18 protein-coding genes and 2 pseudogenes are annotated in these 22,810 nt (G+C 60.0%); 10 read left to right on the top strand and 10 right to left on the bottom strand.

Annotated features, from left to right (window positions below):
• Nucleotides 1-8 precede the first annotated feature (8 nt).
• Nucleotides 9-428, top strand: a complete 420-nt coding sequence (locus R5R73_RS01930; RefSeq protein WP_322528621.1) for a hypothetical protein — start codon at nucleotides 9-11, stop codon at nucleotides 426-428.
• A 9-nt stretch (nucleotides 429-437) separates the two neighbouring features.
• Here R5R73_RS01930 and tnpC read toward each other — a convergent pair whose 3' ends face one another.
• Nucleotides 438-1,877, bottom strand: a complete 1,440-nt coding sequence (gene tnpC / locus R5R73_RS01935; protein WP_023004967.1) for an IS66 family transposase — start codon at nucleotides 1,875-1,877, stop codon at nucleotides 438-440.
• Between the two features lie 518 nt (nucleotides 1,878-2,395).
• Between tnpC and R5R73_RS01940 the strand changes: the two genes are divergently transcribed.
• The 5 genes from R5R73_RS01940 to R5R73_RS01960 are packed head-to-tail and all read left to right on the top strand — an operon-like array spanning nucleotide 2,396 to nucleotide 7,094.
• On the top strand, nucleotides 2,396-2,818 hold the full coding sequence (locus R5R73_RS01940) for a TIGR03757 family integrating conjugative element protein (RefSeq protein WP_035415451.1): 423 nt from the start codon (nucleotides 2,396-2,398) through the stop codon (nucleotides 2,816-2,818).
• Nucleotides 2,815-3,771 (top strand): TIGR03756 family integrating conjugative element protein, encoded by a 957-nt coding sequence (locus R5R73_RS01945; protein ID WP_275286853.1) that lies wholly within the window; start codon nucleotides 2,815-2,817, stop codon nucleotides 3,769-3,771. Before R5R73_RS01940 ends, R5R73_RS01945 begins: the two co-directional genes overlap by 4 nt.
• Before the next feature lie 2 nt (nucleotides 3,772-3,773).
• Nucleotides 3,774-5,204 (top strand): hypothetical protein, encoded by a 1,431-nt coding sequence (locus tag R5R73_RS01950; RefSeq protein ID WP_322528622.1) that lies wholly within the window; start codon nucleotides 3,774-3,776, stop codon nucleotides 5,202-5,204.
• 11 nt (nucleotides 5,205-5,215) lie between these two features.
• A complete protein-coding gene (locus R5R73_RS01955; RefSeq protein WP_322528623.1) occupies nucleotides 5,216-5,575 on the top strand; it encodes a hypothetical protein in 360 nt (119 codons plus the stop codon).
• Between the two features lies 1 nt (nucleotide 5,576).
• A complete protein-coding gene (locus R5R73_RS01960; RefSeq protein WP_322528624.1) occupies nucleotides 5,577-7,094 on the top strand; it encodes a conjugal transfer protein TraG N-terminal domain-containing protein in 1,518 nt (505 codons plus the stop codon).
• 81 nt (nucleotides 7,095-7,175) lie between these two features.
• Here R5R73_RS01960 and R5R73_RS01965 read toward each other — a convergent pair whose 3' ends face one another.
• From R5R73_RS01965 to R5R73_RS01980, 4 genes and pseudogenes are all read right to left on the bottom strand, one after another.
• A complete protein-coding gene (locus R5R73_RS01965; protein WP_322529550.1) occupies nucleotides 7,176-8,366 on the bottom strand; it encodes an IS1182 family transposase in 1,191 nt (396 codons plus the stop codon).
• Nucleotides 8,312-8,635, bottom strand: a pseudogene (locus tag R5R73_RS01970) (transposase); the annotation flags it as partial. The pseudogene R5R73_RS01970 and the gene R5R73_RS01965, both read right to left, overlap by 55 nt.
• A gap of 100 nt (nucleotides 8,636-8,735) precedes the next feature.
• Nucleotides 8,736-9,116, bottom strand: coding sequence for a hypothetical protein (locus R5R73_RS01975; RefSeq protein WP_322528625.1), 381 nt, complete (start codon nucleotides 9,114-9,116; stop codon nucleotides 8,736-8,738).
• Between the two features lie 75 nt (nucleotides 9,117-9,191).
• Complete coding sequence (locus tag R5R73_RS01980; protein ID WP_035415456.1) at nucleotides 9,192-10,112, bottom strand: Rpn family recombination-promoting nuclease/putative transposase; 921 nt, start codon at nucleotides 10,110-10,112, stop codon at nucleotides 9,192-9,194.
• 584 nt (nucleotides 10,113-10,696) lie between these two features.
• Here R5R73_RS01980 and R5R73_RS01985 point away from each other — a divergent pair.
• Nucleotides 10,697-10,990, top strand: a pseudogene (locus R5R73_RS01985) (IS3 family transposase); the annotation flags it as partial.
• 14 nt (nucleotides 10,991-11,004) lie between these two features.
• Here the strand turns inward: R5R73_RS01985 and R5R73_RS01990 are convergent.
• Nucleotides 11,005-11,493, bottom strand: a complete 489-nt coding sequence (locus R5R73_RS01990) for an IS30 family transposase (RefSeq protein ID WP_322528626.1) — start codon at nucleotides 11,491-11,493, stop codon at nucleotides 11,005-11,007.
• Nucleotides 11,421-11,951, bottom strand: coding sequence for a helix-turn-helix domain-containing protein (locus R5R73_RS19255; RefSeq protein WP_035415457.1), 531 nt, complete (start codon nucleotides 11,949-11,951; stop codon nucleotides 11,421-11,423). The genes R5R73_RS01990 and R5R73_RS19255 overlap by 73 nt, the downstream gene beginning before the upstream one ends.
• 286 nt (nucleotides 11,952-12,237) lie before the next feature.
• On the opposite strand from R5R73_RS19255, the gene R5R73_RS02000 reads away from it, so the two are divergent.
• A complete protein-coding gene (locus R5R73_RS02000) occupies nucleotides 12,238-15,483 on the top strand; it encodes a type ISP restriction/modification enzyme (protein ID WP_035415458.1) in 3,246 nt (1,081 codons plus the stop codon).
• 391 nt (nucleotides 15,484-15,874) lie between these two features.
• Here the strand turns inward: R5R73_RS02000 and R5R73_RS02005 are convergent, their stop codons facing one another.
• The 3 genes from R5R73_RS02005 to R5R73_RS02015 all read right to left on the bottom strand — a co-directional run bounded on the left by R5R73_RS02005 (nucleotide 15,875) and on the right by R5R73_RS02015 (nucleotide 20,355).
• A complete protein-coding gene (locus R5R73_RS02005; protein WP_416221209.1) occupies nucleotides 15,875-17,254 on the bottom strand; it encodes an IS1380 family transposase in 1,380 nt (459 codons plus the stop codon).
• A gap of 169 nt (nucleotides 17,255-17,423) precedes the next feature.
• Entirely contained in the window at nucleotides 17,424-19,655 is a 2,232-nt protein-coding gene (locus R5R73_RS02010; protein WP_322528628.1) for a DEAD/DEAH box helicase, read from the bottom strand.
• A gap of 91 nt (nucleotides 19,656-19,746) precedes the next feature.
• Complete coding sequence (locus tag R5R73_RS02015; RefSeq protein WP_322528629.1) at nucleotides 19,747-20,355, bottom strand: hypothetical protein; 609 nt, start codon at nucleotides 20,353-20,355, stop codon at nucleotides 19,747-19,749.
• A gap of 121 nt (nucleotides 20,356-20,476) precedes the next feature.
• Here R5R73_RS02015 and istA point away from each other — a divergent pair, with 121 nt between their 5' ends.
• Both istA and istB read left to right on the top strand, forming a co-directional pair.
• The gene (istA, locus tag R5R73_RS02020; RefSeq protein ID WP_416221188.1) at nucleotides 20,477-22,000 is read left to right on the top strand and encodes an IS21 family transposase; all 1,524 of its coding nucleotides are present in this window, start codon (nucleotides 20,477-20,479) and stop codon (nucleotides 21,998-22,000) included.
• Complete coding sequence (istB, locus tag R5R73_RS02025) at nucleotides 21,993-22,766, top strand: IS21-like element helper ATPase IstB (protein ID WP_322527534.1); 774 nt, start codon at nucleotides 21,993-21,995, stop codon at nucleotides 22,764-22,766. The genes istA and istB overlap by 8 nt, the downstream gene beginning before the upstream one ends.
• The last annotated feature ends 44 nt before the right edge of the window (nucleotides 22,767-22,810 follow it).

Raw genomic sequence — 22,810 nt, forward strand, 5'->3', positions numbered from 1 at the left:
GTACGGTCATGAACATTATTGTGATGACAGGCGAAACCGGTATCGGGAAATCTCGAGTGGTCGAGGCATTGGGCGTGGGCCGCCGCGTGATGCTGATCGATCCGCTTGTGCAGTGGTCGGTGCCAACAGCTCCTGCCGAAACGGTACCGGGAGATGGTCACCAACAGTGGTCAGCGCCTACAGGTCCCGCCGACCTGGTGGTCTTTGATCATCTCTCCTTCTTGCCGGATGCCGAGGATCAGGTGCGACAGGCCACGGCATGGTGCGAGGCGCACCAGGTCAATCTGCTCCTAGTTGTGCAGTTCCAGGAAGATCTCGAGTCGCTGGGAATCTCGAGCCTGCGTGATGCACAGGCCACCGTGTCGCTGTCACGCCCTCCACAGACGGACACGCTCAACGTCAGTATCCGATACCAAGAAGAAACGTAACTATTCAGGTCACGCTGCCTGATCCAGGCCGTCCCGACGCATGAATTCGGGCACTTCACCGGCAAACAACTGTTCCAGTGCGGTGTGCGCTGCCAGGCCCTGCTTGACCGCCGTCGAGAGGAAGCTGCGCATCCGGCAGAAGATCTCGGCACCTTCCCAGGAGCGGAAACAGCCTGAAATCTTCTGCTGGACCTTGGTCATCCGCAGGTCACGCTCCCCTTGGTTATTGGTGAAGGGCGCGGCGGGGTCGTCGAGGAAACGCAGCACGTCGTCCTCGTACGCCTGGAGACGTTCGAGCAGGTTACGTGCCTTGGTACGTTTGGCACGACCGCGCTTTCCCGGTGGTGGTGGGATCGGTGGCGGACACTCGGTCTCACCCTCTGTCAGGCACTGCCGATAGCGGACTCGCCAGCGTTGCGCCTCTTCGGGCGAGAGCGTGCCACCGGCAGCGTCAACGGCCTGATGCATCTCCAGCAGCAGATCATGCAGCGCCTTGGCCCACTTTTGGTGGTCATTTTCCCAGGCCGCAGTCAATTCACGCAGGTGATGGGCGTTGCAAAGTGCGTGGCGGCAATCCGCGTAGCGGTAGTAAGGCTTCCAGTGATCATGCACCAGCACCCCCTGGACATAGGGCAGGATGCCGATGGCATCCATGGCCTCCTGACCTCGCTTGGCGTGAGGCGCCAAGTAGGTCAGGGCGTCATTCGAGGCGCTGTGCAGCCAGTAGCGCTTGCCGCCGACCTGCATCCCGGTCTCGTCGGCATGCACGGTCGCGGCTTGCCTCAGCGCCGGGATCGCCCACTCGGCAAACGCCTCGGCGCGCTGATAGGCCTCTTGATTGAAGGCGAACAGCGTGCCGGTGCTCAGCGATAGATCGCACTGTGAGGCCAGCAGCGCCTGGATGCGGGCATAGGGCAGCAACTGATACTGCGAGAGATAGACGACATGCGCCTTGAGACGTGGGCCATACTGGATCGGGCGGGTCACGCCGTCGGGAAACGGCGCCACATGGCGCCGCCCGAGATCGTCCTCCAGCACCTCGGCGCGATACTCGGTGACGACGGCCTGGATCACGATGTCTTGCACCTGGCGCGTTTCGATGCCGACCGAGCGATAGGTGCGCCCTTTGGGCAAGGTGCGGCGATCGACGCGCAACGACACGATCTCGTCGGGATCGGTGACCGGCGCCAGCGTCTTGCCTTCGTGACCCGGTTGCCCGCCAGGGCGACGCTCGCCCTTGGCCCGGGAACGGCGTTGGCGGTTGGGGTCTTGTGACGGCGGCTTGCTGCTGTTGCGGCTGCTGGTGGCCAGTCGGTCGGCCATCAGCTTGACCAGCAGCATCAGCACGTCGATGGCAGCACGCAAGGAAGGCGAGACCGTGTGGTCTTCCTTGAGCTGCTGCCGGACCCGTTCCAGGGCCTCGTCGACGTTGATATCGCTGATGGTCATGTCACCGCATAGACGTGCCGAAGGATCAGGCACACTATGCCAAAAAAATCAGGTGGTTGGCGACATGCCATCCGCAGCCACCTGAATAGTTACGAAGAAACAACAGTCTGGAATGCCACCTTCGATACCTATCTAAATGTCGCGGATAGCACAGCGTTCAAGCGACTCCTCAAGACCACCACGAACCGGAGAAGCAGGAAGGCCTCTTGAAGGCTCCACCCCGCCTGGGCAACGGGGTGATCTGATGCCAATGGGCAATACGGCGCCTCTTGCTGATTGGCATTTTGTACCTGAGAGGCGTCTCAGGCCGCTAACGGTGGAGCGCCATCCAGATTGGCAACGCTAGCGGCCTGAGCGCCGCTCTCAGTGTAATCACTCATCAGCACATCAATCCAATGGCTTCCTCGTGCCAATGGCTCCGCAGCAAAAACGTACAGCCTTCCATTTAACATTCTTCGATGCCCTTACTGCCAAGGCTGCTCACCATGGCCACATGCCCACCTTTCCAGGAGGCCACTGTGGCACGACATCCGACACGCTGGTTGATTCCCCTGCTCTCAATACTCGCCCTGCCAGCATGGGCTGGCGTCGAAGTGTTCACCGTCGCCGGCGAGCCCATCGTCAACGCGCCGGAGTCTGCAGCCGTGGTTGAACTGGATGCCCCGGCCAGACTCGACGCGCAGATTTCGCGAGATCTGCCGGCAGATCCCGATCGCGCGAAACAGATTCTACGGTCGCGCATGAGCGGCCCAGACTGGCAGGCCACGCTGGACCGCTATGGCGAGACATATACAGGCGTAGCGCGTGCCTGGATGCTCGGTATCGAGAAAGTTCCCGCTGTCGTTCTCGATGGTCGCTATGTCGTGTATGGCGAGGCTGACGTCCAAGTCGCCCTCGAGGAGATTGCACGGTACACCCGAGACGAGGATGACACCCCATGAAGCGGACGCTCTCCACTCTGCCGATGGCAATAGCCTGCGCCCTGGTCATCAGCATGGCCAGCTTGACGTCGGCACCTCAAGCACGCGCCCTCACCACCCCCGAGATCGTCGAGTCGTCGTTGAGTACGCAGTGTCTCGATTACCAGGTCATTGGTTTCTGTGCCTGGCTTTATTGCACAGCCTTCGGCTGTACCGTACGCACATCCATGCGCGTGAAGCATTACATCCCCGAGCTGGTGGTGTCGTCCTACGAGAACACTGGTGATAATCCCTGGAGCGAGGTGGCGATGCTTTCCCCGCCAACAGGGAATGCCACAGGCGGTGGTCGCGCGACAGAGGAAGCCGATAGCCGCCATTCCAACACCAGGTTCAAGAATACCGATGCGATTGGCCACCCCGGGGGCGCGGTCTTCTACCGGATGCTCAGTTCCTTCGGGTACTCCTGCGATAGTGAGGCACTGCCCTATACCCCCTATTTTCTATCGACACTGGATGCGCTGGCCTGGCGCTCGTCCCTGCCCGAGATGGCGTATCCCGAGGCCCTGACACCCGGCATGCGTGAGATGGGCTCTGTGGGGGATCTGTGGAGCCCAATTTATCCGCGCAGCGGTTTCGTCTCTCAACCCCATGACTACAAGGCGGCGGCCACTACGGCTCAGCGTGCAGCGGACGTCGTGACTCGAAATGGACAACCTCACGTCTACATGCCACTGGCCCCAACTGACAACCCAAACGCTGGTAAGTGGGCACCTGACCCGGTCAAGGAAGGGGATCCAGACACGCACAAGTGGCAGCGCCTGGAACCCAACATGAGCATGTCCTGCTCGATTTTCCCGGATGGGGGAGAACGCCATCAACTCCAGGATCCCGGCAACTACGCCTGGGCGCTGTGGCGACCCTATCGGTGTTGTGCCGTCCGGGGGCAAGAACTGCTGTATTTCACCGGAGAGTAAGCATGAATCGACACATCCTGCAGAGCCTGACGCTCTCGGTGGCACTGGTCACCCCACTACTCGCTCAGGCGCAATCAGCGGACAGGCTCTATTACGACATTGGGGGCGCTGCCCCCTTCGGTGCGTCTGCCGGGTTGGGACATGGCCCGAGGATGAGTGGAATGGGGGTTCGTTGGAACGTTGATGCCACCTGCGGCAATTTTGATATCGGCGCGACCGTGAGCAATCAGCTCAACGGACTGACGGATGGCTTTCAGAACATGATGGGGGATGTTGTACAGAATGCCACCGGCGCTGTGGCCAGTCTGCCGGCGATGATTATCCAGCGATCCAATCCCGCGCTCTATGATCTCCTGACCAATGGTGTCCTGCAGGGACGAATGGACTTCGACAAGTCTAAGCTCTCTTGCCAACGCATGTCCGAAGCCCTGGCCGACGCCACGATCGGGGGGCAAATGCAGCAGAGTGCCATGGCGGAAAACTGGCAGGACATCGCGAGCTCGAACCCCGATGCTGTGGCAGCTCAGGAAGAAGCCGAAGCCGAGGCCGGCAACGCGGGGCGCACCTGGGTGGGCGGTCAGAAGCGTGGTGGCAGCGGCCAGGCGCCCATGCGCGTGGTCGAGGACACAGCGAAAGCAGGCTACAACCTCCTCCATGGCCGTACCGACACAACATCGAATGCGTCAGTTTCGGGTGGTGGTGGAGGCTGGGGATCCGTCGCCACCTCCAATGGTGACTGGGTTGGTGGTGGCGGTATTGCCGGTGGCAGCGGTAGCGGTGGTTCCGGGAGTGGCAGCGACTGTAAGGGCGGTATGTGCACCATATGGGGATCTCCCGAGGAAGCCGCCGAATGGACCAAGAAAATCGTCGGCGATACCGAGCTGCGGTCCTGCGATGGATGCGAGAAATCCGAGAGTGTTGCCGGTACCGGTTTGATCCGGGAGCTCGAAGACGAACAGCAGTCCATTCACCAGAACCTGGTTGAGATGCTGAACGGAAGCAAAATCACCCAGGACAAGCTGAATGATGTCTCTGCAGGCAATGGCCTGGCCGTGTCTCGTGGCGTGATCGAGGCGATGCGCACCGATCCCCAAGGCCCCCTTCTCGCCCAGCGCCTGGCCAGTGAGATGGCCCTGGCCAGGACCCTGACCAAGGCGATGTGGGCGCGAAGAGCGTTGATTGCGGGCACAAGTGACCCGGGTATCGAGAATAATCCCGAAGGGATGACGGCCCTGGATCGCAAGCTCGAGGCCTTCAACCGGGATATCGAGCTACTGCAGAGCGAGATGGAAATTCGCAAGTCTCTTGCCAGCAGTGCTGCAACGTCAGCGCTCCAACGGGCGGCCAATCGAGCCAGGGACTCTATGCAGAACGAAACGAACATCCCGCGTAGTGAGCTGGATGGCCGTGGTGCGCCGATCGAAGGTCAATAAGGAGCCCCCCAATGGTTCGGATTTTCAAACGTCACCCATTGCTACTGGGGCTCTTGGGCCTGATCGCCGCATTTTGGGTTGGTGCCCTCATCGTTTTCATCGGGATGCGCCTGTATGGCGGCATCACGGACTTCCAGGTCGCTCTGGGTGAAAACCGTCATTGGCTGATGGTCTGGCGTGTCCTCTTTTATGGGGGGATCGCTTTGGCTTGGTTCCGGCTCTGGCGACCGAAGATCCTACGGAGCATTGAGCAGGACAAGGATGGCGGTCGGCAAGGCCGTGTCCTACTGCACAAGCTCGAACGCATGATTCTGATCGTTGTGGTTCTGATCGAGGGCTACAACCTGTTCATCTGGTGGGGAGGAGCCTGACATGGCGACGTTCGCAGTCAATGACTACATGGAAGGCACTATGCTCACCCTGGGCTGGGTCGTTAACAATGGCATCTGGGATGCCATGACCGCGACCGGGATCGCCGTTGTTCCCTTCATCGCATTGGTCGCGGGCGAGTGGTTCAAAGCGCGACAGGAAGGCGATGACGAGGGGAACAAGGGGGTACTGTCTCTCAACCGCATCGAGTCGCGGCTCTATGTGATGATTATTGTAGTAGCGTTTACCTGCGTGCCCGTTTTCACGTTCAACGTGAACCCGGTGAACGTCAACAAAGACCACGCAGAGCAATGCGGGACGGTCATGCTATCCAGTGGCCAATGGGGAGAATCGACAATGACGTCGATTGACGGGCAGCAGGCCCGTTTGCCCATGTGGTGGGCACTGACGCACTCGATCTCCAAGGGCTTGACCAACGTGGCCGTCTCGAAGATCCCCTGTTCGACTGACTATCAGTCTATCCGTACAGCACTCGACCTCTCATCGATCTCCGACCAGGGACTGAAGCGTGAGATCGGGGAGTTCCAGCTGGCGTGCTTTGGACCGGCCATGAACAAGCTGTTACAGAGTGGCACCACCCTCGAGGAGGCCAAGGGAATGGATGTTGACTGGATTGGGTCGAAACACTTCCTTGAGACATCAGGTTTCTATGACAGCTTTTATGCCAAACGCCCTATCCCGGGATTCCCCTATAATGCAGATCGGGACGAGGCACGGCCCAGCACAGGCCCGGGGCAGCCGGGGTATCCCTCTTGTCGCGAATGGTGGAGTGATAGCTCGGCAGGGTTGGCAGCACGTCTTCAGGATCAGGTCAGCGGTTGGGATCGGATAACAACAGCTCTGCTTCATGATGCCAAGGCTGCCATCAGCAAGGAGGCCGCTGCAGAGCACATGATTCGTCGCATGGTGAGCCCCCGATCAGGGGCAGCCAACGGTAACACCAGCCAGGCCTCCATGGGGTATCGGAGCCTCGATGGTGGTGTTGATGATGCGGTGGTTGCCGTGGCGGGGATGGCAGGTAACGCCATGGCCACAGTGCCGTTTCGTGCCGGTATGGATAGCCTCAAGCAGTCATTGCCGATGATTCAGGGCGTGTTACTGATGGCGATCGTCATCTGCCTACCGTTTGTCATGGTCGCTTCGAGCTACTCCGTCAAGGTCGTGGGGATGGCCATGTTCGCCTTGTTCGGTCTGTACTTCCTGACCTTCTGGTGGGAATTGGCACGCTGGCTGGACTCAAACCTAGTTAACCTGATGTACAACAGCGCAGCAGCGAAGCTGAACTGGCTGGCCGGGGTAGAGAATGCGAACGACAAGATGGTACTTCAGTTCGTGAACGGCATGATGTTCCTGATTTTGCCAGGTGTCTGGATGTCTGCATTGGGGTGGTCTGGGTTCAAAGCGGGCGGGGCTGTCGATGGGATTGGCCAAGGTGCCAAGCCTACCCAGCAAGCCGGTTCAAAAGCAGCGGACAAGGCTCAAAACAAAGCTACTGGTTAGAAATGGAAGAGGCCGCTGATGCGGCCTCAGACTGCTGACGAACCCACCGATTTCGGTGGGTTCGTTGTTTTCAGGATGGCACTACCCACACCGTCGCCATGCAATCGGCATAACGCGCTGTTGCGATGTCAGCCGAGAGAACACGCCCTGAGGGCTCTGATACGCCTTCAGGTAGCTCAAAATCGCGCTAAAAAGCCGGCGCCATCGCGCCAGCGCTATCTTCTTGAGGTTTTGGCACGCGGCGGCTAGCAGACACTGCTCTCTCACCCGCTTTAGCCCACGCATTCGCGCATAGCGATGCCCATGTAGCTGTTTGGCATCGGCGAAGCTGCGCTCCACCGTTTCTTTCCTGCGTTTGTAGAGCTTCTTGCCCGGCTCCGTCAGCCGTCGGGCATCCACCCGATCCTTGTCGTCCTGCCACACATGTCGCGTGACGGTTTTGATCTGTTTAGCGTTACGGGTACAGGATGCGAGTCGAGGGCAGTCCCGGCAGATTATGGGGTCGCTGCGATAATGGCGGTAGCCGTTGCGATCGGTCGTGGCGTAGGTCAGGGAGTGGCCTTCCGGGCACTGATACGTGTTGCTCTGCGTTTCATAAGTGAACAGTCGCTTCGGCAGATAACCCTTGAGTTTGCTGGGTCGGCGATAGCCGATGACGCCGTAGAGACTGCGCGCTTCCAGCCCGTGGCAGATGGCGGCCGTGAAGTAGCCAGCATCGAGGCCGACACCGATGGGGTTGAGTCCGAAGCGCTGGCACTGATGATCGAGTCTTGCCAGATAGGGAACACTGTCATGCACGCTCGCCGGCGTCACATGGGTATCGGTGATGATGGCGCATTTGCCGTCAACGGTGCGGTGATCCAGGTAGAAGAAGCCGGTAGGCTTGCCGTCGCGCACCATGTAGCCGCTATCGGGATCGGTGAGGCTGATCTTCTTCTCGGTCGTCGCCGGTGCCTTGGCACGCGGCGTCAGGGCTTTTTTCCCTGCTGAGCGCGATCCTCCTCGACCGCCACATCCAGCGCTTCCCAATAATCTTGCGTGCTCGTTTCGACTTCGCGTCGCTCGAGGCGATGCTTGTTGGCGTTGGCCTTGAGATGGGTGCTGTCGGTGTACAGTACCTCGCCGCCGACCAGTCCCTGCGCGATGGCCTGCTCGACCACGGTGTCGAAGATCTCCTGATGGATCGTACTGTCGGAGAACCGGCGGCGCCGGTTCTGACTGATCGTCGAGGCGTCGGGTATCTTGTCGGTCAGTCGCAGCCCCAGAAACCAGCGATAGGCGACGTTGACCTGGATCTCGCGCATCAGTTGGCGTTCGCTGCGAACGCCGAACAGATAGCCGATGAACAGCGCCTTGAACAGCAGTACCGGATCGAGTGCGGGCCGGCCGTTATCGGCGCAGTAGAGATGACGCACCCTGTCGCGAATGAAGGTGAAGTCGAGCGCGGCATCGATCTGGCGCAGGAGGTGGTTGTGGGGAACCAGCTCCTCGAGCGTGACCATCTCGAGTTCATGTTGTTGTGGGGAAGGATCTTTGAGCATGTCGGCAGCTGCAGCGAAAACGGGTCTGCCAATAACAACAAAGCTCCGGCGAAGACGCCAGAGCTTTGTCAGCAGTCTGAGGCCGCTGATGCGGCCTCTTTTAATCGTCTATTTCATTGCCGAACGAATCGTAATAATGGCCGAACGTAGTGCTTGTACGACCGTCATTGAGATTTGCTTCAGGTGGTGCGAAAGTCGGCCTATCTTCTTCTGTTGAAGATCTCATGAAACCAGATATACCTTTGCCAGCCTCAGCCGACGCTTGGCCAAAGGTCCGAACCAGCCCTTGAGACTCACCGTTCCCGAACAGCAGCGCAGACGTGAACGCTGCAGAGCCTTTGAGCACCTTGCGGGCAGTGTAGGGACGATGGGAGGCGGTGCCCTCTCCAGGTCGCTCGGACGCAGCTTGCGCATTCTGGTCACGGCGATGACCGAACAGCTCTGTTGCGTTGTCGTTCCACAGGAGCTTTTTGAGGCCCATGGGGCACCTCCAGAATACGGGTACAGTCAGTCCGAGAGTAGCTTGCAAGCCAGATCAGTGCAATTCGATCATGGGTCAGTGCTGTAGCTCTTCCCGCAACTTACGGACCTGCTCGATGTCCAGCCCAGACAGCTCAGAGATCATCTGGTCATCCATGGCGGTTCGCTCGAGCATTTTCTGAGCCACCTGACGAGCGTGATTCTCTTCGCCTACCTGCTTCCACTGCTCGGGCCACTGCTTTGCACGTTCAGCCAACATGTTGTGCACCTCGTTCAAGTCGTTGAGCGACTGCCACTCAGCCCCTTCGCTCTCGGGCACCCAGCTCGGCAGCAGCACGCGCCGGATCCAGAGGACGAAGTGCCGGCGTAGCTGGGTCTGCTCCGGCGCTTGTAACCATTGTACCAGTAATCCGATCAGGTCGATGGCATCCTGCTGATCACGGTGATGTTCCAGCCGGAAGATGGCCGACACCACATTTCGGGTCTCTTCCGACCACTGCTCGCTGGTCACGATAGCGCCCTCGTCCAGGAGCAGATATGGGAGGTCAGGTCGGTAATGCTCCAAGCCTCCCGGTACCGGTTGGACAAGCTCAGCCACGTTGAGTGCCGCATTCCAACGTTTTTCGCCGTTGTACAGCACGATAGGCAGCACGGGGGGCAGTTTGCCGTCCTGGGTCAGTTTCTTCTGTTTGACCAGCTCCTGATACAGCAGTCCCACGTAGGTCATGATGCGCAGCGCCATGAACGGGTCGACGGTGCTCTGGAACTCGATCAGCAGGTAGACGTATACCCACTCGTCGCCAAAGCGCACACGCCAGATCACATCGCCTTCACGATCGCGTAGGTCATCGGTGACGAAGGTGCTGCTGACCTTCTCCAGCGAATCGAGGTCCAGGCGATCAATCCATTCTTCCTTCACGAAGCCTGTCAGCAGATCGCGAACGACCCTTGGCTCGCTGAACAGCAGCTTATAGCTGTGGTCATGCTGGTTGTTCATGACATCTCCATCATTCGATGGCAGCAGCTTACCACGGAGGACATACCTCCTCGATTGGAGTGCGGCCGGAAGAATGGCGCTCTCTCGCTCAATCCAGGCACCCTAGACCGGGAAGTGCCCACAGATTTTGCGTACAGCCGCCACGAGGGAAAGGGAAATGGCGCAGGCAAAGGGTTGGAATGGAAGGGGAATAAGGGGAAGGGGCTTACCCGGATATCAGTGGCCAACCCCAAAGGGCCAGGGAAAGGGCAAAGGATGTTGCCTCCTAATTCCCTCTCACGAACTTGGAAACGAAAGTCGCGATAGCCCATCGAAAAGGAGATCTACAGGCTCTTTCCCAGTCTTGGGAGCTGGGCCTCAGTTGATTTTTCAGCCCCCACCTTTCCATTTCCAGCAAACCCTTCTCTCGAACCTCCTCCGGGAGGTACTCATTGAGGTTGCACTGAACCGTACCGGGATTTCCGGAGGCTCCAAACCTTGAGATGATGGAGCCATAAACACTTCCAAACGATATGCCTCTGAGATCCGTTCGCGGACAGTCCGTCTTCGCGCACGGGGCGGACTCCCCCTCGCAATGGGCAGCCATCGACGCCTTTGCCCGCTGGATCATCGGTTGGCGAGTCTCCTGCTCGCCCCGCATCGACCACATGGTGATGAATGCGCTGGAGCAGGTGCTTCATGAACGGCCTCAGCGACCTGATCCACATAGCGCTAGAATCGCTCAAGGCGGATGCCGGTATCGAGCCATCGGCAGGGAGCAACGGCGATTCCTACGACAACGCACTGGCCGAGACAGTGATCAAGTTGTTTAAGACGACGTAATTCGCCAACACGGACAATGGCGGCACCTGGAAGCCGTTGAGCTCGCCACTTTGGAGTGAGTCCCCCGAATTCAAGCAATAAGCGCATCACCTGCGGTGTTCGGGGCTCCTGAGTATTCCCCCCCAGGAATACCTGTACCGGTCGAGGCGCTTTCGGGGAGGTCATTCGGCTTTCTGACCGCCTTGCGCAACTCGGTGCCGGTGACGTCCGTTCCCTTGGGGAAGTACTGCCGTACCAGGCTATTGGTGTTCTCGTTGGCCCCACGCTGGCCGGGGCAGTAGGGACCACAAAAGTAGGTCGCTGCGGTCACCGCCTTGGCCACGGATTTGTGACCGGCGAACTCCGAACCGGAGTCCAGTGTGATGGTCTGGTCAGCACCCCGGCGAGGCTTCAGCAGGCAGATCATGCCTGTTTGCGGCAGCTCCGCGGAGATCCTGGGTAGCCGTACTGCCAGCGTGACTAGACCCGATTGCGTGTGCCCCTGGATCACAGGGTCACCCTCCCAGTGCCCGATGAATAGCCTGTCATAAACCTCAGCCAGACGATGCTCGATGCCCACGCGGAGGAATTTTGCCGAGCCCTGCGCTCTTGGCCTGGGCACGATGCTTGCTGCGCCACTTGGGCAGGCCTGGGTGCTCCGCCCCGGGCCTTGTCATCCCAGATCAAGGAGTAGATCCACTGTTGACTGACGCCTACGCCGGCCAAGGGCACCATGAATCCGCTGATTTGCTCCGGGCTCCATTCCTCACGCAGCCGGCCGGCGACGGCGATGATCATGCTGAACAAGCGCTTAGTCCACTTCCAGGCGGTGCGCCGTCGATGATCACTACGGACCTGTGCCTGTTCAAGGTCGTAGCCGATGGCGGTGGCGTTGCGGCGCAGCTCACGACTGATCGTGCTGCTATGGATGCCCAGCACCCTGCCGATCTGGCGCTGGCTGATGCCCAAGTCATAGCGGGCGTGGATTTGGTATCGTTGGGTCTGGGTCAGCTGTCGGTATCCTATGCTCTGCTTCACTTTGGTCAGTAGAGCTGGGAGGGTACCGGCGCTGGCCCACCTGCCTCCACCGTGGTGCCCAAAGTGCTGTGGTTATTCTATGAATCCAGGGTCGACTGATTCAGCCACCGGCGGCTACTGGAGCCGATCGATAACATGCCACCGGTTGAGCGACAGGCTCTGTATTATGAGCAACAGGGGCAGGCCAGGAAGGCGGCCTGACTCAAGCTAACGGGTCTCCGAGAAAACTGGTACGGTTCAGTTTCGTGTGATGTTCACCACGTAAATGGAGGAGGATAAGGGTGTTATGCCAGTTTCATGTCCATGGGTAGGGCCACTTCAAGAATACGCAGATGCCCTGCAAGCAAAGTACTCTGCGCTGACCACTGGCGAACCAGAGGATCAACTACGTTCCCCATTTGAGCGCCTTCTCATTGAGGGAGGTAAGGCGCTAGGGATTACAGTCGTTCCCATTGGGGAAACGCTCCTGGGGGCCAGAGTCGGAAAGCCTGATTTCGGCATCGAGTGCGATGGTCTGCTTAGTGGCCACTTGGAGTTGAAGGCCCCTGGCAAGGGTGCTGACACCTCTCGTTTCACGGGTCATGATCGCAGGCAGTGGCAGCGCTTTTCCGACCTCCCCAACCTGCTCTACAGCGATGGGCAGGAATTTGCCCTCTATCGGAAAGGGCAGTTAGAACGCCAAGTTCGACTCGATGGCTCCCCAGCATCCTTGGGCAGGGCTGCCATCACCGAGAGCAACGCCCGTGAGCTAGAGACATTATTCACGGCCTACTTCCGCTGGGAGCCTGATGTCCCCAAAACCTCTCGTCAGCTGGCCCAGTTCCTGGCACCACTCTGTCGTATGCTGCGCAATGATGTCCTAGATGCACTGCGTGCTGATACAGCAGCCGTAAAGGCTGCCGCCCATGATTGGCAGAGATACCTGTTTCCAGGGGCAGATAATGACAGGTTTGCCGACGCTTATGCTCAGACGGTGACCTTCTCCCTCCTGCTTGCCCGCTCCAACGGTAGCGATACCCTATTCATCGACACAGCCGTTGAATCGCTGACGCACGCCAACACGCTTCTTTCTCGAGCACTGAAGGTGCTCACAGATCCCTTGGTGCAGGAGCACCTGAGTACATCCCTGGGGATGCTTCAGCGGGTTATCGACCGGGTACCGGAAGGAACCATGAGCGGAGGCCGGCGCGATCCGTGGTTGCATTTCTATGAAGACTTCCTTGCCGAGTACGACCCCCAGCTTCGCAAAGATGCTGGTGCCTATTACACCCCTGTTGAGGTTGTCCAGGGTCAGGTCCGTCTGGTGGATGACCTACTGCGCCGAAAGCTTAATAAGCGGCATGGCTTTGCAACTGGCGGAGTCAATGTACTTGATCCGGCAGTCGGAACCGGAACCTACCTGCTAGGTGTCATTGAGCACGTCATGGAAGAAGTCCGCAAGACTGAAGGAAAAGGGGCAATGCCGGCCCGAGCGGATCTCCTGGGCGCCCATCTATACGGTTTTGAGATCATGGTAGGCCCATATGCCGTAGCCGCTTTACGCATGACTCGCATGCTTTATCAGTATGGTGGTCATCCTCCTGCCGATGGGGTGCAGATCATGCTGAACAACACCTTGGAGTCTCCCTATGAAAAAATTCCCGAGCTTCCTTTATTATATCAGCCAATCGGGCTTGAGCATAAACGCGCTAAGCGAGTGAAGGAGAGCGTTCCGGTTCTTGTATGCCTGGGCAACCCTCCCTACGATCGTCATGCTGCGGCTACGCTGGAGAACCGAGCGATGATGGGTGGCTGGGTTCGCTGGGGAGAGACAGAGGATGGACGCGATTCCATTCTCAATGACTTTATCGAGCCTGTAAAGAAGGCCCGTAAAGGAGGCGATCTCAAGAACCTTTACAACCTCTACGTCTATTTCTGGCGGTGGGCGCTCTGGAAAACCTTTGAGCATGACCTGGCCCAAGGGCCAGGGGTGGTCACCTATATCACAGCCAGTTCCTACCTTGATGGCGATGCCTTTTTGGGGATGCGCCGTCATATGCGCAAGGTCTGTGACGAAATATGGATTATTGACCTAGGCGGCGAAGGCCGCGGCACGCGGAGAGATGAGAATGTTTTTGCTATCCAAACTCCAGTAGCGATCACGATCGCAGTGAGGTACAGCGGCCCTCAGCCAGAGTCTCCCGCAAAAGTGAACTATGCCCGTGTGGAGGGGAATCGTGCCGAAAAGCTACACGTCATGGAAACCCTGAGCGGACTTGATGACCTCAATTTCCAGCCTTGTCCTGACGACTGGGACTCCCCGTTCCGGCCCGGGGGAGAAGGGGTTTTCTTTGATTGGCCACTCCTGACGGACCTGATGCCATGGCGAACATCAGGCGTCCAGATCAAGCGGACCTGGCCTGTTGCCCCAACTCAGACAACACTAACGACACGCTGGGAGACACTTCTCAAGTCCACAGATCGTGCATCTTCATTTAAAGAAACCCGCGACCGAAAGATTAACCGCAGTGTACTTTCAATCGACGGAACCGAGCAACTGACACCTTTGCAGGACGTTCCGGTGGGGCATCAACCACCGCCTATTGTGGAATACGGCTATCGATCCTTCGACCGCCATGTACTCCTTCAGGATAACCGGCTGTGTGATTATCTCAGGCCGACTCTATGGCAAGCTCATTCGCAGCACCAAGTTTACTTTGCAAGCCTCTTCACCCAACCTCTCGGATCAGGGCCTGCACTTACAGCATCTTCAGCGGTTCCAGACCTACATTATTTCCGAGGTTCATATGGAGCCAAGGACATTATGCCCTTGTACAAGGACGGAAAAGCTGAGATCGCTAACTTGCACCCTCAGTTACTTTCTCTGCTTTCGACTGCTTTCGGCAAGGATGTAACCCCTGAAGATGTCGCCGCCTACTTCTATGCCGTACTCGCTAACCCGGCCTTTACGACCGAATACCATGAAGAGCTAACTAGCCGCGAGCTGCGGATCCCCCTCACTTGCGACAAGGCTCTATTCGATCAAGCTGTTTCCATTGGTCGAGAGCTGCTGTTTCTACATACTTATGGAGAACGATTTAGCGCAGGGCAGTCTTGGCCATCACCTGTTGTGATGAACCTAAAGGCAGTCGATAGCTCCAGTCTTCCTGAACGCTACAGCTATGATGAATCACGCCAGGTACTAATGGTCGGTGATGGCGAGTTTGGCCCAGTGACTCGCGAAGTCTACGAATTTGAAGTCTCAGGCCATATGGTTGTGCAGAACTGGCTCGGCTATCGACTCAAGAACAGGCGGGGAAAGAGGTCGTCTCCTCTTGACGAGATTGCGCCCTCTGGTTGGTCAGCGAATTACACGAGCGAACTATTGAAGCTTTTGAATCTGTTGAGCAGAACAGTCGACATCGCCCCTTACCAGGGAGAATTGCTCGATAAGATCGTGAACGGCCCCACCTTCAGAGCAGATGACTTTAATGACGTCCCCGAGGCAGCACGCAAGGCCAGGGCACGGAGCGGTTCTCAGTTGGACCTATGACACATACACATCACGATGGAGACGATCTAAAGGAGAAACTCTGGCAGCACAAGGCTGGCAGGGATGAGGTAAGAGAATAGATCATGACGCTTACGCTCCAATCCTCAGGAAGCATGATCGTAATCACAGGTTCGAGGTCGTTCCCTAGCATGGCATATCCCGCCTTATTCACGAGGGCGCTGATTGAGCGGTCTGAAGGTACTGGCTGTTGGCATTGCTTATCAGGATTCGCCTCTTCAGCGCGAGTGGCTGTTGAGTAATGCCAGAACGCAGCCCTTTTCCTACTTACTTATAGCTCTTTGGAATCAATGGCGGCCGTCCAAGCAGCCGTGATCGCCTACCGCCGCTCCGGTCGCTCGCTTTCTGATGCTGTGGTGGTCTCGCAGGAGCGTCAGCTCAGTGCGGTCAGCTTCGGCAACCCCTTCAGCAGCGTCGGCCACCACTTGTCGGCGGCGGCACCCAGATGAACGGTGATTCGCCGAGCGTGCAGTCTCAGCGTGGCGGCGACCTTCAGCACCTGCTCGCGCATCCGGCTGAGGCTCCAGCCTTGCCGGGTCTGCCGCTCCAGCAGGCAGCGCAGGCCATGCAGGACCTGGTAGGCGTAGAGGCTGAGCAGCAGGCTCACCTCGTTGCGTGCCATCACGTCCTGAACGGTGGAGGCGCCGCGATCGGTCGACGAGAGGTGCACGTCGAGCGCCGACTTCACCTCGCCCATGTGCGCCTCGACGCTGCCGCGCTTGCGGTAGAGCGCCAGGACCTTCTCCGGCGGCCAGTCGAACTTGCCGAGGTTGGTGACCAGGAAGAAGGCATGCAGCAGCAGGTCATCGGGGCGTTCCTGCACCACCAGCACCACGCGACGCGGTGCCGACCAAGAGCCCGCTTGATACTCCAGATCGTGGCACCACTCGCGAGGCTGCTCGGGTGGCCGGCCGGGTGGCCGCTTCAGGTGCGGTGCCGCCAGTTTCTGCAGGCCGGAGTGACTGCGCAGTCGGCCCAGGTACTCGATGTCGCACTCTTCCAGGGCCTCCAGCGTCGCGTTGTCGGTGAAACCGGCGTCGATGCGCACCCGAACCTGGGCGCCGGTGCTCTCGTTGAGTCGCCGCACCAGATGCGGGATCCAGGTGTCGGCGTTCTCGGCCGGGCCGGCGTTGCCCTCGCGCAGCAGGCCGCCCACCATGTCGCCGGTTTCTGCCAGCGAGGCGACCAGCGGTGAATAGATCCGCGCGCCGTACAGGCCATGATAGGCCGAGCCGCCCTGGTGGCCGTGGACCTCGATCGGCAGGCCGTCGATGTCCAGCGTCAGCTGCTTGGGGCGCTCGCCGTTCTTCAGCGCGGTCAGGCGCCAGATCACCAGTCGCAGCAGGCCTTCGTGCACGGCATCGATATTGTCGCAGCGCCCGAGGCAGGTCAGCAGCCGCGACAGCGTGGCTTGAGACGGCCGGTCCTGGGCCAGGGGCGTCATGCCGCGTGCATCGCTGCAGGCCAGCTGCCAGAGCGGATCACGGCGCAGCGTGTCGGTATCGCTGAGGTCGATCCAGCCCATCGCCCGTTGCAGCACCAGGGTACGCAACTGGCTGGCCAGCGAATGAAGGATGCGCAGCGGGTGGCGTCGATCGACCAGATTGTCTTCCAGCGCCTCAATCACGCCGCTGTTGTCGAGGGCCTCACGCAACAGCAGAGCGCCGCTGTCGCTGGTAGTGCGCTGGCCGCTCAGCTCAACACGGACAGCGCCGTTGCATGAGGGCGTCCAGGTGGATAGGCTTTCACCCATAGCGGATGGCTCTCTTGGTTCAGATTCTTGGCGGAACACACTGAATTTTCAAGAGAATACCATCCGCTATCTTCGTTTTCGGGCCGGCCTCATGAATAAGCCGGGCGTATCAAATTGGATACACCCTAAACATGACAAGAAAAAAGCCCCTCCGAAGAGGGGCTGGGGTTCAAGCGACCAGTTGCCTGGCCAACTCCATCTCGACCGACTCGCCATCACTGTTGAGCGCATCCAGGCCCGACTCGGGTATGTCCCCGGATGTGCTCTGTGCCACAGCAATTTTGCTGGCCATCAGCCGCAGACAGGCGATCTGCGAGGTCTCGGCGTAGCCGAAGAACACCACGCGCACCGCCCGATGCTGTCCGATACGCCAGGACCGCCGCGCAGCTTGCTGGAGTGTGTATACGTTCCAGCCCGTCTGCATGAACGCGATCGTCGGAAAGTCGAGAAGGTCCAGTCCTGTCTTCACCAACTCGGGATTGGTGATCAGGACATCGATACCTTTCTCAACCTGGTCCGCAATCCAGTCCTCGCGACGGCTGGTGTCGATGCTCGAGCGCAGCACGGCCACTTTCAACCCTGCCTGCTCGAGGACGCGCTTCAGGCGGCTCGTCGTGTCACGCTTACCAGTATAGGTGGAGTAGACCAGGACCTTGCGGCCCTCAGCCTTCTCTGACCGACACATCGCGACCAGCTCGTCCTCCTTGGGCATCGTCGACTCGTCATCAAAGATCGACTTGGTGAAGTTGATCAACGCCCGCGATCGCGGGTGTTTGACCGTCTCAGGCCGAAAACAGCAATCAGGCCACGCCAGAAGGACATTGAGCACCACGCCCAGCAAGGTGGTGTCCTTGTGTGCCAGCGCTTCCTTGAGCGCCTGTGTCAGCTCCCGGGAGAGCCTGTCATAGGCACGGGCCTGTTCTGACGACATCGGTACTTCCACGAACTCCTCGTCATACGGCGGCAGTACATCGCCGCCGATGTCCTGGAGCTTGAGAAACACCGTGAAGGGCAGCACATAACGCAGTATGCCCTTCGGCCCGAAGCCTGGTGCCTTGACTGTCCGCACCGAGGTTTTTCGGCCCTTCGCCGTCTTGTGTCCAGCACCCTCGCGCTCAGAGTAGATATCCTTAAGGACACCATGCTCACGCATGAAGGCCATGGACGCCGCACCCAGTGAGTTGCGCTGGGGACGGTAGCCGTCCTCGATCATCACCGGCGTCAGAACCCGAAAGAGCAAATAGAACAGGTCATCGGCATAGCCACCCATCAGCGTGCCGGTCAGCAGAAGCGTCTTGCGTGCCTTTGCTGCCAGTACGCCCATGGCCTGGCCCTGGGCCGATCCCGCGTTCTTGTACTCATGCCCCTCGTCGACGATGAGTAGGTCGAAGAACTGATCGGGCAGGTAGCGCTTCACGAATTCGCTCGGCTGGAATCCGCCCTCGCCGAAGCCGAACTCGATATTCGCCATCGCCCGTTCCATTCTCGTCGCCTGTCGATCGTTGAACACCAGGTCGCCGTTCTCGTCCATCAGATTGATGAACTCGTGCACATTGTCGGCCAGCATCGACGAGAGGAACGCCTCGCCGAACTGACTGACCAGCTTCTCCGATGTCACCTTGCCGATGGTCGGAATGCGTTGTAGGGCCTTGAGCACCGAACGACGGCGGGCATCTCCTTCTGGTTGCCGCTGTCGTATGAGTGTCCAGAGCTGGCCACCGCACCCATCACATCGCTGCTGACGTTCGGTCTGCTGGAACAACTCGAACCTGATCGGTTCATTGTCGTTGTCGTGGATTATGCAGCCGCAGTCCGGGCACGCCGCGAAGCGTCCATCCAGCGTGCGCTTTGAGGTGGCCACTGGCATCCAGTGAAACCCCATTCGCATCCGCACACGGCCCATCACGTAGAACTCCGGCCGGCTATCGCTGGGCTGTCCCAGCTGCTCGCGCAGTTTGAGCAGTTTCGCCAGCGTGTCCGGGCCATTGAGCACCCAGACCCGCGCCTCGGGTATCGTCTCGAGGATCTCGCGCCGCCACTTGTAGACCAGGTGCGGCGGCGAGACGATCAAGGACCGGCGATAGCCTTCATTCGCCATCACAGCGGCGACAGCGATCGCCATCATCGTCTTGCCGGTACCCATCTCGGCGTTGATGATGCCGGCACGCTCGTTCTGATCCAGCAGCAAGGCCGATATCGCCTGAACGACATCGGCCTGTGCCGGGAACGGCTTGCGCGACAGTGAGTCCATCACCGCCTGGCGACCCGGGTGCCCCCGACCATCGTAAACCGGGGGGTGGGTATGGTTGAGTGTATCCAGAAGCCCATCACCGAACTCATCGATGAAATCGTTGAGCGCGATGACGTTATCCGGTGTGGTACATGGCATGTTCATGTCCATCTCCTTACGAAAATGGGCAGACATGCGCCCAGCGGGCAGCGTGTCTGCCCGCGTGGGGAATGGATCGCCTCGAGGAGCGATCGTGGTTGGGTTATGCCGTCTCGGCTTCCGAGTCGGTGGTTTCAGCAACGGCCGGAGCAGCCGGCGTCGACGTGATTGTGAACAGTCGGCCCCTGTCGGGAGAATCCGCTGTCACGTCCCAGGCCAAAATGGCCGGCACGAAACGGTCAGTCAGAATGCGACGCTCGGTGATGTTGCCATCGGCGTCCTCCTCAAACTCGACTTTCGCTGTCTTCTCCTTGAAGGTATCGCCTTTCACGACCAGCTGCCGCCCCGACCTCGAGGTCACGATGCCCGATATGCCTCCCGCAGCCAGTGACAACGCGAGGTGCCAGCTGGACAGCTGACGCAGCGGACGTCGCTGCGTGACTCCATCAGTCCAGAACGCGAGGTTGAAGTCAGGCCATAGGCCGCCGAGACGGTCCATTTCCTGCTCCAGCTGCTCGGGTTCCAGCGTCACGCGATAACAGTGCGGCGTGCTACTCATCGCCGGTGGTACATCGTAGGATTCGCTGCTCCAGTATTCCGGCAGGATGTCCGGCTCGATGTCCTTCGAGCCGATTCCCTGTAACAGCGTTTTGACCTCTTTCGCCTGGCTGTTGGCCAGAAGTGCATTGCGCCTGGTGCGCACACCAAACACGATCACCTGTTGGAACGTGTCGACGACTATAGAGCGACAATTACTCTGGCCGGCCGACGACAACTACTGTGACCGGTTGCCCTAAGCTTGACCGCTTGTCCCGACCCACCAGGGAGCCGGTATGGCGGTCACCAGCCAACAGGTCACGCTCTATATGTCGCAACGTCAACAAGGCCAGACCCAGGAGGTCGCCGCCGCCAAGGCCGGCCTCTCCGTCAGAACCGCTCGCCGCCTCGAACGCCGGGCCGAGTCCTCCGAGCCGCCGGCATCACGGCACTGGCGAACCCGGCCCGACCCCTTCGCCGATGTGTGGGAGACCACGCTCGTCCCCCAGCTGGCCGCCGCCCCGGGCTTGCAGGCACTGACCCTGCTGGAGTGGTTGCAGGAGCAGCACCCCGGCCAGTACCCGGACAGCCTGCTGCGAACCCTGCAGCGCCGGGTCAAGGGCTGGCGAGCCGCGCACGGCCCGGAGAAAGAGGTAATGTTCCCGCAAACCCATGGCCCCGGGCTGCGCGGCCTCTCCGACTTCACCGAGCTCAAGGGGATTGTCATTACCGTGGCAGGGGAGCTGCTTGATCACCGGCTCTACCACTTCCGCCTGGCCTACAGCGGCTGGTGTTATGTCCGGGTGGTGCTCGGTGGCGAGAGCTACCCGGCGCTGGCTGAAGGCCTGACCCGTGCGCTGGAGCGGCTTGGCGGTGTCCCCGCGGAGCACCGCACCGACAGCTTGTCGGCGGCCTTCCGCAACCTCGGCCGGGAGGCGGAAGCCGACCTCACCGAGCGTTATGCTGCCCTGTGCGCTCACTACGGCATGACGGCCACCCGTAATAACCCAGGGCGCGGCCATGAAAACGCCAGCATCGAGTCGCCACATGGCCACTTCAAGCGGCGCCTGCAACAGCGCCTGACGCTGCGCGGCTCCCAGGACTTCGCTAGCCTCGATGACTACCAGGCCTTCCTCGATGAGGTGACCACCGCGATCAACCGCCGCAACGCGGCCCGGATCACCGTCGAGCGTGGCGCGCTGCAGCCACTGCCCAGCCGGCCCGGTACCGACTACAGCGAGGTGACGGTGCGCGTCACTACCTCCAGCACCATCCAGGTGCGCAAGGTGCTCTACTCGGTGCCGTCCCGGCTGATCGGCGAGAACCTGCGGGTGCACCTTTACGATGATCGCTTGGTGCTGCATCACGCACAGCAAGCATTGCTGACGCTGAGGCGGCTGCATGCCACGCCGGAAAGCGGCCGGTTGCGGGTCATCGATTACCGCCATGTGATCGGCTGGCTGGTCCGCAAGCCCCGGGCGCTGGCGGGGCTGACGTTCCGCGACGACCTGTTGCCGAGTGCGGAGTGGCGCGAGCTGTACGCCCGGCTGACCGCCGCCTTGCCGGTCGCCGAGGCCTGCAAGCGCATCGTTGGCGCTCTGGCGTTGGCCGCCGAGCAGGACCAGGCCGAGGCGATCGCCAGTTACTGGCTGGGCGCCCTGGCGCGCGGGAAGAGCCCGACGCTGGCCGAGCTCCAGGCCCGCTTCGCCGCCACGCCGAGCGCCACGCTGGTTTTCCCCCAGGTGACTCAGCATGACATCGCCAGCTACAACCATCTGGTGCCCAGCGTGCCGACCACAGAGGTGTGCTGCCATGCCTGATGCCCAGACGCTGCCGCTGCTACTGCGACAGCTCCGCCTGCCCACCATGGCCGCCTGCTGGCCCCAGCTGGAAACCCGCGCCCGAGCCGAAAACTGGAGCCTGCCACAAACACTGGCCGCCCTATGCGAGCACGAGCTGGCCGAGCGTGAGCGACGCCGGCTGGCCCGGCACCTCAAGGAGGCCCGGCTGCCGGTGGGCAAGACGCTGGAGTCCTTCGAGTTCGACGCCATCGCGGCCGAGCAGCGCCAGCAACTGAGCGCCTTGGCCGGCGACACGCAGTGGGTCGACCAGGCTCACAACCTGCTGCTGTTTGGGCCCTCCGGCGTCGGCAAGAGCCACGTGGCGGCCGGGCTCGGGCATACGCTGGTCGACCAGGGTTACCGGGTGCGCTACGCCACCGCCTCAAGCCTGGTCCAGGAGCTCCAGGCTGCCAAGCAGGCACTGCGCCTGAGCGACGCCCTGATCAAGCTCGACAAGTACGCCGTGCTGGTGATCGACGATATCGGCTACGTCCAACGCAGCGAGGCCGAGACGTCAGTGCTGTTCGAGCTGATCGCCCATCGCTACGAGTCGGCCAGCCTGATCATCACCGCCAACCAGCCGTTCAGCGCCTGGGACAGTATCTTCCCCGACAGCATGATGGCCGTGGCCGCCATCGACCGGTTGGTGCACCACGCCACGCTGATGGAGCTGAGCGGGGAGAGCTACCGTAAGCGTGCTTATCAACGACAATTACAAGGAGGAAAAGCTGGGTCGTCGGACTGACGACAACTACCCCACCCAACCGGCCATTTTAATTGTCGCCAAGC

The sequence above is a fragment of the Salinicola sp. LHM genome (assembly GCF_034479735.1).
Lineage (GTDB): Bacteria > Pseudomonadota > Gammaproteobacteria > Pseudomonadales > Halomonadaceae > Salinicola > Salinicola salarius.

Excerpts from the sequence above, each read along its gene's own strand:
- R5R73_RS01930 (WP_322528621.1), top strand. The coding sequence starts at position 9 with ATGAACATTATTGTGATGACAGGCGAAACCGGTATCGGGAAATCTCGA.
- tnpC (WP_023004967.1), bottom strand. The coding sequence starts at position 1,877 with ATGACCATCAGCGATATCAACGTCGACGAGGCCCTGGAACGGGTCCGG.
- R5R73_RS01945 (WP_275286853.1), top strand. The coding sequence starts at position 2,815 with ATGAAGCGGACGCTCTCCACTCTGCCGATGGCAATAGCCTGCGCCCTG.
- R5R73_RS01950 (WP_322528622.1), top strand. The coding sequence starts at position 3,774 with ATGAATCGACACATCCTGCAGAGCCTGACGCTCTCGGTGGCACTGGTC.
- R5R73_RS01955 (WP_322528623.1), top strand. The coding sequence starts at position 5,216 with ATGGTTCGGATTTTCAAACGTCACCCATTGCTACTGGGGCTCTTGGGC.
- R5R73_RS01960 (WP_322528624.1), top strand. The coding sequence starts at position 5,577 with ATGGCGACGTTCGCAGTCAATGACTACATGGAAGGCACTATGCTCACC.
- R5R73_RS01975 (WP_322528625.1), bottom strand. The coding sequence starts at position 9,116 with ATGGGCCTCAAAAAGCTCCTGTGGAACGACAACGCAACAGAGCTGTTC.
- R5R73_RS01980 (WP_035415456.1), bottom strand. The coding sequence starts at position 10,112 with ATGAACAACCAGCATGACCACAGCTATAAGCTGCTGTTCAGCGAGCCA.
- R5R73_RS02000 (WP_035415458.1), top strand. The coding sequence starts at position 12,238 with ATGCCAGTTTCATGTCCATGGGTAGGGCCACTTCAAGAATACGCAGAT.
- R5R73_RS02005 (WP_416221209.1), bottom strand. The coding sequence starts at position 17,254 with ATGGGTGAAAGCCTATCCACCTGGACGCCCTCATGCAACGGCGCTGTC.
- R5R73_RS02010 (WP_322528628.1), bottom strand. The coding sequence starts at position 19,655 with ATGGACATGAACATGCCATGTACCACACCGGATAACGTCATCGCGCTC.
- istA (WP_416221188.1), top strand. The coding sequence starts at position 20,477 with ATGGCGGTCACCAGCCAACAGGTCACGCTCTATATGTCGCAACGTCAA.
- istB (WP_322527534.1), top strand. The coding sequence starts at position 21,993 with ATGCCTGATGCCCAGACGCTGCCGCTGCTACTGCGACAGCTCCGCCTG.